Source organism: Flavobacterium piscisymbiosum (genome assembly GCF_020905295.1).
GTDB classification, from domain to species: Bacteria; Bacteroidota; Bacteroidia; order Flavobacteriales; family Flavobacteriaceae; genus Flavobacterium; species Flavobacterium piscisymbiosum.
Genome location: NZ_JAJJMM010000001.1, coordinates 4,661,466 through 4,674,210 on the forward strand (window position 1 = coordinate 4,661,466; position 12,745 = coordinate 4,674,210).

Annotated in this window: 11 protein-coding genes; 6 read left to right on the forward strand and 5 right to left on the reverse strand. The window is 35.8% G+C overall.

The annotated features are described in order from the left end of the window. The first annotated feature begins 699 nt into the window (after window positions 1-699). The 6 genes from LNP81_RS20140 to LNP81_RS20165 all read left to right on the forward strand — a co-directional run bounded on the left by LNP81_RS20140 (window position 700) and on the right by LNP81_RS20165 (window position 8,186). Entirely contained in the window at window positions 700-2,214 is a 1,515-nt protein-coding gene (locus LNP81_RS20140) for a ferritin-like protein (protein ID WP_230038970.1), read from the forward strand. Window positions 2,215-2,224: 10 nt separating this feature from the next. Further along, a complete protein-coding gene (locus LNP81_RS20145; RefSeq protein ID WP_230038971.1) occupies window positions 2,225-2,812 on the forward strand; it encodes a hypothetical protein in 588 nt (195 codons plus the stop codon). Next, the gene (bufB, locus tag LNP81_RS20150; protein ID WP_230038972.1) at window positions 2,802-3,716 is read left to right on the forward strand and encodes an MNIO family bufferin maturase; all 915 of its coding nucleotides are present in this window, start codon (window positions 2,802-2,804) and stop codon (window positions 3,714-3,716) included. The genes LNP81_RS20145 and bufB overlap by 11 nt, the downstream gene beginning before the upstream one ends. Window positions 3,717-3,725: 9 nt before the next feature. Then, window positions 3,726-4,565 carry an HvfC/BufC N-terminal domain-containing protein gene (locus LNP81_RS20155; protein WP_230038973.1) on the forward strand — a complete coding sequence of 280 codons (840 nt, stop codon included), beginning with the start codon at window positions 3,726-3,728 and terminating at the stop codon, window positions 4,563-4,565. 140 nt (window positions 4,566-4,705) lie between these two features. Next, entirely contained in the window at window positions 4,706-6,424 is a 1,719-nt protein-coding gene (locus LNP81_RS20160; protein ID WP_230038974.1) for a flavin monoamine oxidase family protein, read from the forward strand. A gap of 1 nt (window position 6,425) precedes the next feature. After that, window positions 6,426-8,186, forward strand: coding sequence for an alpha-keto acid decarboxylase family protein (locus LNP81_RS20165; protein WP_230038975.1), 1,761 nt, complete (start codon window positions 6,426-6,428; stop codon window positions 8,184-8,186). A gap of 184 nt (window positions 8,187-8,370) precedes the next feature. Here the strand turns inward: LNP81_RS20165 and LNP81_RS20170 are convergent, their stop codons facing one another. From LNP81_RS20170 to LNP81_RS20190, 5 genes are all read right to left on the reverse strand, one after another. Next, entirely contained in the window at window positions 8,371-9,333 is a 963-nt protein-coding gene (locus LNP81_RS20170) for a CorA family divalent cation transporter (protein WP_230038976.1), read from the reverse strand. 188 nt (window positions 9,334-9,521) lie between these two features. After that, entirely contained in the window at window positions 9,522-9,944 is a 423-nt protein-coding gene (locus tag LNP81_RS20175) for an organic hydroperoxide resistance protein (RefSeq protein WP_230038977.1), read from the reverse strand. Between the two features lies 1 nt (window position 9,945). Further along, on the reverse strand, window positions 9,946-10,380 hold the full coding sequence (locus tag LNP81_RS20180; RefSeq protein WP_230038978.1) for a MarR family winged helix-turn-helix transcriptional regulator: 435 nt from the start codon (window positions 10,378-10,380) through the stop codon (window positions 9,946-9,948). 29 nt (window positions 10,381-10,409) lie between these two features. Continuing rightward, the gene (locus LNP81_RS20185; protein WP_230038979.1) at window positions 10,410-11,042 is read right to left on the reverse strand and encodes an NAD(P)H-dependent oxidoreductase; all 633 of its coding nucleotides are present in this window, start codon (window positions 11,040-11,042) and stop codon (window positions 10,410-10,412) included. A gap of 220 nt (window positions 11,043-11,262) precedes the next feature. Then, window positions 11,263-12,675, reverse strand: a complete 1,413-nt coding sequence (locus LNP81_RS20190) for an MATE family efflux transporter (protein WP_230038980.1) — start codon at window positions 12,673-12,675, stop codon at window positions 11,263-11,265. Between the last annotated feature and the right edge of the window lie 70 nt (window positions 12,676-12,745).

Consider the following 12,745-nt stretch of genomic DNA (forward strand, 5'->3'; position numbering starts at 1 on the left):
ACCCCTAAAAAAAGTCCTCATGAAAATTAGTTTTTTTTTTATACTTAAAAATTTAAATTAATATCCAAATCTTAATTTGCTTCGCCTGTTCGCTAATGCTCGACTCCCGATTCCAATAGTTGAAAGGAAATTCCAAATCTCAGACCTTGTAATGAATATACTTAAGGGACTCTTTTTTTCTTTTGAATAGATCTGATCTATGAATGGACTAAATCTGTATTCAATAATTTATGTTTCAAAATGTAAAAAAGGATCTCATGTTGCTATTTCGGTCTTTTATGCATAAAAATTTGGCACTCATGCCTTTTTTTTAATTTAAACTTTTGTATCGCAGTAATTTTATGAATAAATAAAATCCTAAACAGACTTATTTTCAAATATGTTTTTTAATCAATCCTCTAACTATAAGTATAGAAGTTCTAAACTTTTACAAGTTGTAGTATCGTAATATAATAGCCGAGATAACTTTAACAAACTAAGATTTACCCCTAAAAAAACACTATAAACAAGAAACCTACAGCATGAAAAACGAAAAATTAAACTAACCGAGAGCAACAAACCTGCCCTTATCTTGCGCAACGACCCGCTAAAACAGCGGCTGTAATACTGAAATTACTGCAATTACAACAACAACCAATCATTCAAAATTTAAAACAATAAAGATTACAAATAAACCTATTCCCCAAAAAAAATAACTACATGAAAACAAAAAAACTTTTTACATTTTCGGATACAGTAACAAAAGAGAATATCAAAGAAGTAATGCAACAGGCAATTGCGCTTGAACTTGCTACTATCCCAACGTATTTATCTACCTATTATTCGATAAACAGAGCACAGGATCAGGACGTATTGTATGCTAAAATTCATGCTCAGCTTTCTCAATCTGGCAAAACTCCTGCAGAAATTGATGCATTGGCACAAGAACTTAAAGTAGATGTCTTGGTTTACTCAAATAAAGCGGCAGCTTTGATTATGAGTGTTGTTATCGAAGAAATGCTACACCTTGCTCTCGCATGTAATGTCAAACAAGCTGTTTGTCAAACCGCTCCGGATCTTATGGGAATTGGAAAAATATTATCTTTTCCAACACAATTAGACGGACATATCCCCGAGTTTCAAATTAATGCTGCAAAATTATCATTAAATCAATTGACTACTTTCCTCCAGATAGAAAGCCCTGAACCATTTGAAGATCCTTACAAAGACAAACAATTATTAAGTACAATTGAATATCATACTATTGGTAAACTGTACGAATTAATTATTAAGTGCGTAAAAGAAGATTTTCCCGGACCATATAATTACAGACCACAATTGCTTCCTCCGGATGACACAGGACGTGCAAGACCATTCTATTCTCAAAATTCTATGAACACTGTGCATTATGACAGAGAGCACAATCCTCAGTTCGCAAATGAAGATGAAAGTGGTGGACTTCTTGGAGTTTATGATGCTAATTCAGCAGTTGAAGCTTTAGAGCGTATTATTGAACAAGGAGAAGGAAAAAGTACAGACCAACAACACGTCTTAAAATGGGGCAAAAATAAAATGCCTGTACCAATGGATATTGTTGATGGAAAGGCAGTTTTCTGGAAAGGTGATTATGATGATACAGGAAAAGAACTTGCTCATTTTGCCAAATTTCTGGAAGCCTACACTTTTGGCGGTCACTATCAGGAAAAGTTTCGTAGCATTCAGGGGTTAGACGATTTCTTTAGCTATTTTGTATATAATACAGATGCTAATCCTCAAACAGCCGATTATACTTCTTCGGGTAACCACGCATTGGCATTGTGTTCTGAATTAGGTAATGCCGTTTTTGCTTATATTCTTTTAATGATTGAAGCCTGCTATTACAAAGATGAAAGTACGCAATACGATTTATTCATGTACGGGATTCATAAATCGATGATCTGGCTTTTGAGTGGTGTTGGAAACCAAATCAATAAATACCCTTATACTAAAGGCAACACAAGCTACCAGGGCGCTCTGACATTTGAACCATATTCGTTTGAGCAAAGTTCCCTAAGACCAAAAGCACAAATTATGAATTTAGTCGATCAATTGGCTAAAGCAGATCCTAACTGGAAATGGGCAATAGACCCCAAATACGACAATTATTTTCCAGCTCTGCCAGATGTAGGACTAGATTATAGCATTGTAGCCGATGTGCCAAAAGTACCAAGTACACCTTATACTCACCATTCTTAAAAAATATATTATGTCAGAATTAGTAAATAGAGAGCTTCATGTATGTATGGGGCTTAATTCATGCAAAAATGCAGGATATTCAGGAAATAATGATTGTGCAGGAAAGGGAGATTGCTCAACAGCAGTTGGTCATCCTTGCCACACTTTAAACGAGTGCAAAGGACAAGGAGGTTGCGGTATTTTTGGAACTACCGAAGAATTTTGTCATCCTGGTCAAAACGAATGTCGCTATCAGGGTAGCTGTGGTGTGCCCATTTTATCTTCTCGTTTTATGGCGCAAGGTCCCAATAAAGGACTTAGTGTTTGGCAATTAGCCAGAATACGTTTCGAAGAAAAAAGAAAAGAAAATGGTGAAGAATTTGGCCCAGCTCCCCTACCATACGGACCAAGTGAAGACTACGTAAACACCATTCGCCATACAACAGGTGTGGATTACTCTTCTTGCGGACAAAGTGGTTCAAGATCTTGCTCTTATATAAACAATCCTGTCGAAAGAAAGACCGCTGCCGATCTAAGAGTTTTGAAGATGGAACAAGAAAGTGCAGAAAAACTACCGGAGAGTCTTTTAAATTGTAAACCAAAAAACAATGGCAACTAGACTCGGATTACCCAATTTAGGATTGGGCCTAGGACTTAGAAGCCAGCATTTTGAACATATTCTGAAAAAGAATCCTGCCGTAGATTGGTTTGAGGTAATTTCTGAGAATTTCATGGACTCACACGGAAGACCAAGATACATTTTACATCAAATAGCAGAACGATATCCCGTGGTCATGCACGGGGTATCATTGTCTATTGGAAGTACTGATCCGCTAAATTTTGATTACCTCAAGAGTTTGAAACAATTGGCAACCGAGGTACAGCCAGCCTGGATTAGTGATCATTTGTGCTGGACAGGAGTTTTAACGACCAATTCGCACGATTTACTTCCGCTTCCGCTAAATGACGAATCATTAAAACACGTTTGTAATCGAATCATTCAGGTGCAGGACTATTTAGAACGACCACTGGTTGTCGAAAATCCAAGCACTTATGCATCCTTTAATAATTCTACCCTTCCGGAATGGGAATTTTTACGAATAATGACCGAAGAAACAGGTTGCGGATTACTTCTGGATGTAAACAACGTTTATGTGTCTTCTTTCAATAATGATTTTGATCCTGTAGAATATATCAAAGGAATTCCACATGATAAGATTGTACAAATGCACTTGGCTGGTCATCAAAATTGTGGCAATTATATTATTGACACACACGATCGAGAAGTGAACTCGCAGGTATGGAAATTGTTTCAAATGGCTTATCAACTGGCAAATGAAGCGTCCGTTTTATTAGAATGGGATGGCAATATTCCGCCCTTCGATGTGTATCATTCCGAATTACTAAAATCAAAACAATATATGGATTCAACCTTTGTTGGAGTTGAAAATGAAGTCCGGTTTATGGATAAAGAACAGGTTTCAAACCCACTGAATCTTTTTGAAATGAATAAATTTATATAAGCACAAAAAATGCAGAAAACGGTCAAAATACCATTAAAAAATTTCCAACAATGGATGCAGCAGCTTTTACTCGATCCTTATCAGCAAACTGGAGTCAATCCCGCTCATTTACTTTCGGATCAATTAAATACTGCTTCAATTGAAGATTTGATTTGTCATTCTGAAAAACTTACCGCACACGAACATTTGGGAATTTACCAAAGAAGCTATATTGCACGTTTACGAAATTGTATGTCTCAGCAATTTAGCGCCTTAGAATATGCTTTAGGCGAGGCTATTTTTTGCGCTTTCGCGGATGATTATCTCGCTTCGAAACCATCGCATAATTATAATTTAGCGTATTTAGGAGCTCATTTTGCAGACTATCTTGAAAACAACAGACCTGATGCTCACGAAAACATCAAAGAAGACTGGATTGATTTTATGATTGAACTCGCCCGATTTGAATATGCCATTGGAGTTATTTTTGAAATGAAAGCCGAAGAAGATTATCCATTAGCCACGATAGATACTGATGAAAACAAACTAAAACTTGTACCTATATGTGTGTTGTTTAAATTTAAGTTTCCCGTTCGAAAGTACTATTCCGAATTTAAAAATGATAAACAACCCTCTTTACCTTCTGAAAGTGAAAGCTATTGTGTAGTCCTGCGACACAAATTTAAATTAGCAATTTATGATTTGCATAAAGAACAATTTGAGTTTTTGAGCTTTTTGAAAGAACAAACAGATATTACTGAAGCTAAAGAACTGATACAAGCTCAATATGAAGAAAATGCACCTTCATTTGATGAAGTTTGGAACAGTTGGAAAGAATCCTGGATAGCTGCTCATTTTTTTCGAGTTTAAGTAGAAGCATCAAAATCAAATATTCTACACAATATAAACAGATCGAATTACCCTTAAAACTCAAAATTTCATTGAATTAATTCATAAATAATTCCATTAAAAAACAAAAAGAATAACCCAATAACTAAACTACCCCAATTATGGAAAACTATTTACACGGCTTACTCGACGAAGATAACGATGCTATTATCCAGCAATACTTAAAGTACATTGACGACGGAATCCCGCTTACGGATAAAGCAAAAGACGTATTAATCATTGGTGCCGGAATGGCCGGAATGGTAGCCGCAGCTCTGTTAAAAGAGGCCGGACATAATGTTACAATAGTCGAATCGAACACTCGTGTTGGTGGAAGAATCAAGACTTTCAGAAATTCTGAAAACAAAAAATATTTTGAAGACGACAGTGTTTATGGCGAAGCCGGTGCAATGCGTATCCCAACCATACACCAGATGGTGCTTAAATACATTAATAAACTCGGACTCAAAACCGAACCTTTTTATTATCTGTCTGTCGATAAAGAACAGGCAATCGCACATCAGGCAGATCCTACTAAACCGGTGCCGGATACTACTAGAAATTCTCTTTTTTATGTTAACCGCAAACGTGTTGTTCAGAATGAATATATCCGAAAAGACGGAACTAAGGTCGATGTAAATAAACTACTGGACTTTCATCTGGGCAGCAGTGAAAACAGGCGTGCCGACGAGTTAATGGCCGATCTCATTACTCCGCTTAAGGCTTTTATTGCAGAAGATCCTGAGAAAAACTGGCCTTTGCTAATTGAGCGTTACGGAGAATATTCGATGCGTCGTTTCCTAAAGGAAAATTCGATGTATTCAGAGAATGCCATCGAGATGATTGGAGTCCTGCAAAATCTGGAATCCAGAATGTCTTATGATTTTATACAAAGTTTTATTGAGCAAAATATTATCAAGGATACTACTCGGTTTATGGAAATTGTTGGCGGAAGCGACATGCTGCCAAATGCATTCTTTAAAGCTCATAGCCTCGAAGAAAACACCTATTTTGATTGCAGGATGACTAAAATGATGCTTGTTAACAACAAGGTAAAAATACAAGTGGATATTGAAGTACAACGTGACTTTCAGTTTTATGAAGATGCAGGATTCAAAGCATTAAAAACACCGGTGAGCGATCTTGAATTTGATGAAGTGATCGTTACCATACCCTTTTCTGCGTTAAGACATGTCTATGTAACACCACAATTCAAGCAGCTTAAGCGAAAAGCAATCCGGGAACTTCACTACGATTCTGCTACTAAAATATTACTGGAATTTCGTGAAAAATGGTGGCAGGAAGCGCCTTATAATATTGTTGGCGGCGGTACGATTACTGATTTCTCGAACCGTTTTACTTACTATCCAAGCAATGATTTGGGAAGTAAAGGGCATGGTGTCGTATTGGCATCTTATTGCTGGTCTGACGAAGCAAGCCGCTGGGATTCTATGGATGATGATGACAGGTATTTTTATGCACTTAAAAACCTGGCAATCATGCACTCTGACGACGAGAAGGAACAGCAGCGTATTATTGACCTTGCCGTAATTACCTCGAGCATCAAAGACTATAAAAAGAAAGGCGGAAAATTAATTGGTGCAGCAACACAAAGCTGGATGCGTGACCCTTATGCTTATGGTGAAGCGGCAATATTTAATCCGGGACAATTACAATTATTACAACGTCATATCATCTCAACCGAATGGAATGGAAAAGCTCATTTTGCAGGAGAACATACTTCCCTAAAACATGCCTGGATTGAAGGTGCCATCGAGTCCGGAATACGCACTGCATTAGAAGTCAACGAAAATACCGGTAACCTGAATAACCCAATTTAAGATGTCACAGAAAAAAATCTCCGTTGCAAAATACCTGCAAATACGTCTGGAACAATTAGGACTCACCCATTTATTTGGAATTGCAGGCAATTATACCGCGCCATTTTTGAATACGATTCACGAAGACAAAAATGCAAAAATTAAAATCGTTAACGACACGAATGAAATAAACGCCGGACATTGTACTGATGCCTACGCACGTCAAAACGGTTTCGCTGCAGTAGCAGTAACCTATGGCGTGGGAGCATTTACACTGCTCAATTCGGTTGCAGGTTCTTATGTAGAGCACTGTCCTGTGCTTGTCATTAATGGGGCTCCAACCAATAAAGATCAGCAAAGAAGTCTTGTTCAGGGCATGCTGGCATCACATATGACTGGTGATATGTACAGCAATATCAATGTGTTTCGAAATGTTACCGTTGCGGCAGAACAAGTTACAGGCTCATCAGATGCTCCTTACAAAATTGATTCCGTTTTAAATGCCTGTATTTTATATGGAAGACCAGTTTATCTTGAAGTTTTTGAAGATGTATGGCGAATGGAATGCAATCCTCCTACGGCTCCATTGGTGGAAAGAGAAGCGTCTAAATGTCAAACAAGTGCACGAAAAGCTGCTCAAAGAGTCGCTGCAATGGCACGCGGAAAAGAAATTATTTTTTGGGGCGGCATTGAGATCCAGCGTCACGGTATTCAAAAGGAATTCCTGGATCTGATCGAAACTACAGATACTGAATTTGTGACTTCTATACTCGGAAAATCAATCGTGTCTGAAAACCATCCTAAGTTCAAAGGTGTTTTTAATGGCAAAGCATCTCCAAAAGATGTTAAAGAACAATTCGAAAAAGCTCAGCTAAAAATTGGTCTTGGCGTATGGACCACCGGCAAAAACCTGGGTGGTTTTGATGTCTGGAAAGAAGATACTGTACTTGCCAATCACAGCGGTGTAAGGATTGGCGCTTCTTATGTTGCCAATGTATCGCTAAGAGATTTTATTATATTTCTAAAAGAAGAACTTACCAAAGTTCCTTTTAGTGCTTACGAAATGTATGATGCAGAGCAGCTGCCTGAATCATTTTTCCTGGCTAATAACAAAATAACAAAAAGAGGAAGACCAGCTCTTACTTATGATACGTTTTTCAGCCGAATCAATAGTTTTATAGACGAGAAACATATAGTGGTTGCCGATGCTGGTTTTCCTTTATTGGGTGCCCAAGGTATTCGTATTGCAGAACCTAACGGATTCGTAGCACAGGCATCATGGCTTTCGATAGGTTATTCTGTTCCTGCAGCAACCGGAATAAAATGTGCCAGACCTGATAAAAGAGCGGTAGTATTTGTTGGAGATGGTGCTTTTCAGGAAACCTGTCAGGCTATATCTACACAGAATAAACTGAAACACGACACCATTGTTTTTGTTTTGGATAATGGTATTTATGGTATTGAACAAATGCTTGTTAATCCAAATCCGTTTCGTGGTGCAGACAAAGTTGAATATAGCATTCCTGATTTAAACAACGTTTATGATTACAACGAAATGCACCGTTGGAAATATGCGAAACTCGTTGATGTATTTGGAGGTAAAGGTTTTGAAATCAACACACTCGACGAACTCGAGGAAGTTTTGAGACAGCTTGACAACATTAAGGAAAACACCATTATACATGTAAACATACCTAAAACATCTATTCCGGAAGCAATTGCTTATAAGACAGAAGAACCTGGAGAGGATGAATTTCTGGATAAAAATTGGAGTTTATGTTAGCTTAAAGTGGATTAATTTCTAAAACACATGAAGCTGCTTTCTCCTATTACAAAACAGCTTTAAAAGAATTTGATTATGATTTCAGAGAATTTGAAATTTTAGTTCTTTCACCCTCTCAGGATATAAAGCTCAAAAAAATAATTTCATTAAAGTAAAAAATGATTTAATGGCTGGATTAGTAAAATTAATTCAGCCATTTTTTATGTTTGAACCATATCAATGGGCCTATGAAACACAATAACATCAGCACTATAGCAAATATATAACCATAATGAAAATCCAGTTCGGGCATGTATTTAAAATTCATTCCATAAATTCCTGCGACCAGCATAGGCAAAGAAATGCAAGTTGTTATTATTGTTAAGGTTTTAAATATTCGGTTTTGCTGCAAATCTATTCTTGTTGACACGTAATCTTTTAGATCGTCTAATCGTTCAAAATTGTTTTGAACGTATTCATTAATTACACTTAAGTCATTGATTTCGAATAAAATTTCTTCTTTGATTTCTGACTTTAATTTTGTGCTTTTTCTAAGTAAATGTAAAATTCTTCTAAATTCATTAAGTGATTCTTTCACGATTAAATTATTGAATTTTAGAGCGGTTATTTCATCCAGTCCCTTTTCAGAAAACTCATTTTCCTGCTGCAATCCGGAATAAATGGTCTTAATTTTTTTTGAGATGACTTCTGTTAAATCTGCATAATAATCCGGGACAATCCTAATCATCATTAAAAGAAATGTATCTATGGTAAAAGTCCGGTCTTTTATTTTGTCGAAATGCTCCTGTTTTTTAGCTTCGGGAATAAAATTTTCAAAATTGATATCCATAAAAGAAAGCATGATCTGCTCTTTTAAAATAAAAGAAACAATTACTTCTTCAATTTTATTGTGAGAAGTAAAATACGGAAATGAAAAATTAAACGCCAATTGATTTGGCTTTTCCAGATAATGAGAACTGATTTCTATATCCTCACTATTATTTAATATTGTAGTATCTATATTGAAAAGCTTTTCAAAAACCGGAACATCTTCTCTTGCATAATTAATAATTTGTATGCTATTTATATCAGATAAGTCGCTGGGGATTTCATCAATGCTTTTTAACCTGATGATATTTTTATCTTTATCTAAAAGTTCGATCGTCATGATGCTATTTTTTGCTGTTGATTATTGAAAAGTTCTATCGTAGGTTTTTGAACTAAGTTAAATTAATATTTGAAGTAAATTTAGAATTTTCTTTTACAAAGAATAGTAATGCGTGTCAAATCGAGATCAAATAAAAAAAAATCTGCCTCAGAAAGAAGCAGATTTATATAATTTAAAAAAGTTTAATCTTAGTTATTCGTCACCAAAAGCTTAACTTCAATATTAGATCTTGTTGCATTTGAATAAGGACAAATCTGATGCGCTTTTTCTGTTAATTCCTGAGCTTCTTCAATAGAAACTCCCGGAATATTTACATCCAATTCTACTGCTAAACCAAAACCGCCATTTTCAATTTGCCCAATGCTCACTTTTGCAGCTACCGAAGTTTCGCCTGTTTGAGTTTTAGATAAACTAATAACACGATTTAATGCACTATCAAAGCATGCTGAATATCCAGCTGCGAAAAGCATTTCCGGATTGGTAAAATTATCATTGGCACCGCCTAAAGCTTTCGGCATTCTTACCTCAAGGTCCAAAATTCCGTTTTCACTTTTTACCTGCCCGTTTCTTCCTCCTCTTGCAGTAACGCTGGTTGTATATAATGTTTTCATTTTATTTTTGAATTTTATTTAAAATTTTCTGAACAGTTTCTTTTAGTTCAAATAAATCCTCTGTTGTCAGATTCAGTTTTTCCTGCATTTTTATCGGAATTTCACACGCTTTTTGCTGCAAATTTCGTCCTTTATCCGTCAAAAAAACTTCCACTACTCTTTCATCTTCCTTTTTTCTCTTTCGAATGATAACCTCCTTAACTTCAAGTCTTTTCATGAGCGGCGTTAAAGTTCCACTATCGAGATACAGTTTTTCGCCAACCTGATTTACGGTCAATCCATCCTTCTCCCAAAGCACCATCATTACAAGATACTGCGAGTAAGTAATATCAATCTCATCAAGAAATGGTCGGTACAAACCGATAATTTCTTTTGTGATAACGTAAAGCGGAAAACAAAGTTGGTTTTCCAATTGTGGTGGTTGGTGATTTTCCATATTCTAATGACGAAAAGTAGCTTAAAATACTATTTTATGATGATAAATTCCTCCATAGGAATTCTTACTTTCTTCATTGTAGAAAGCCAGTCATTTTCGGTATCTCTGTAACCGAGATATAAAAGTGTAACACTTTTTAAACCTAATTCCTTAAGATCCAAAATCTCATCTACCACTTCATTGCTAAAACCTTCAGCCGGAGTAGAATCAATTTTAAGTTCGGCTGCCTGAGCCATTGCCAAACCTAATGCAATATAACTTTGTCTTGCTGTGTGCGCAAAATGTTGTTCAGGAGTTTGAGCTCCGTAGATTTGCTTGATTTGATCCGTATAACTGCCGAAACGACCTCTTGGTAATTCTCTTACATCAGTGTGATGATCATAAACTTTATCTATTTTCTCATTAGAATAACGCTCCCATGCTGCAAAAACCAATACATGAGAACAATCTCTCATAACTTCTGGATTTAATGCGCCTTTTACCATCTTCTCTTTCAATTCCTGATTTTTTACTACAATCACACGGAAAGGCTGTAAACCAGATGAAGTTGCTGCTAATCTTGCAGCTTCTAAAATTTTATTTAAATCCTCTTCTGATACTTTTTTTGTTGAGTCATACGCTTTTACGGCATGTCTCCAGTTTAAATCTTCTATTAATGACATTGTTTATTGTTTTATAAATTAAAAATCTGACTCTTAATTTTTTTTTAAAATCAAAATAAGAATGCAAATGTACAAAATAATAAATTGTACACAATTTAATTTTACAAAATAGATTTTTAGATAAAGTCTGTAATATTTGTTTGAAAATTACGACGCGCATAGTCACAACCATAAATTCTACTTTATGATTGTATTTATATGTTGCCAAATCAATTATGTCTTATAGATTATTTTTCAAGACTTTGTTCATTACATATCGGAACCTTAAATACAGTAAAACAGATGATGTTAACAAACCCAGTGTCAGACCGTACCAGATTCCCTTTACTCCTGCATCGAAATAAATTCCTAAAACATAGGCCACAGGCAAACCAATAAGCCAATATGCAATAAAAGTTATAAAAGTAGGAATGTTTACATCTCCCATTCCTCTTAATGTTCCTAGTCCAACTACCTGTGTACCATCAAAGAGCTGGAATAGTGCGGCAATTATCAATAATTGCGCTGCCAATGCTACAACATTTATGTCATTGGTTATTAAATAAGGTAAATATTGATTAAAGAGTGTGAAAATTACAGCAAAGAACATCATGAAAATAATAACTAAATGATAGGAAGCATAAGCAAACCTCTGAAGTCTTTTGTATTTCTGATTTCCAAAACTATTTCCGACTTTAATGGTTGCAGCCGATGCAATTCCTCCAGCCATCATGTAGGTCATTGCTGCAAGGGTTATTGCTGTTTGATGAGCAGCCTGTTCAATTGCACCAATGTGACCTGCCATTAAAGCGGCAGCTGCAAATGCCCCAATTTCAAATACATACTGCATCGCCACAGGCAATCCTATTTTTACCACTTTTATAATTTTAGAAAAATCAACAAACTTAACAGAGAAATCCTGTATATAAACTTTAAAATTCTTTGATCGAAGCACATACCACATCATAACCAGCATCATTAAAACCCTGTCTATCAATGTTGCAATTCCTACTCCCTGAACTCCCATTGGCTCAATGCCAAACATTCCCTTTACTAAAATCACTGCGATAATTACGTTAAGCACATTTCCCCATATCGTTATCGACATTGCTTGTTTTGTGAAACCAAGCCCTTCTGCAAACTGCTTGAAAGTTTGAAATATCATTAAAGGCAGAATAGATAAACTTAAAACAAATAAATAAGGTTTTGCTGTTTCTACTACCTGAGGATCCTGATCTGCATGCTGCATAGCAAACATAGAACCATAATACACTATTAAAAAAAGAAAAACTGCAGCTGCTACATTAAGCCATAAGCTGTTTGACAGAAGCTTAGCACATTCCTTAAAATTTGATTTTCCATTTTCTTGTGCAATCAAAGGTGTTAATCCATAGGCAATCCCTAATCCTATGACTAAAACGACCATGAAAACAGAGTGAACCAGTGAGACCGCTGCCAATGATATAGTTCCTGCATAATGCCCAATGATAACTGTATCAAGAGTCTGTACTAGTGTATGCCCAAGTTGCGAAATTACAACAGGCCCTGCAAGCGTTATTGTACTTTGGTAATATATCTTATTGGATTTAATTTTTTTGATCATATTAAAAATTTGACTGCCAAATGGCAGGTTAAAGTGTTTTGAAACTGCCATTCCGTAAACTTTCATTTAAGGCATAGCAATTGTTTTGTTGTAAATTTATGTTATTCTTTAACAGCCTTAT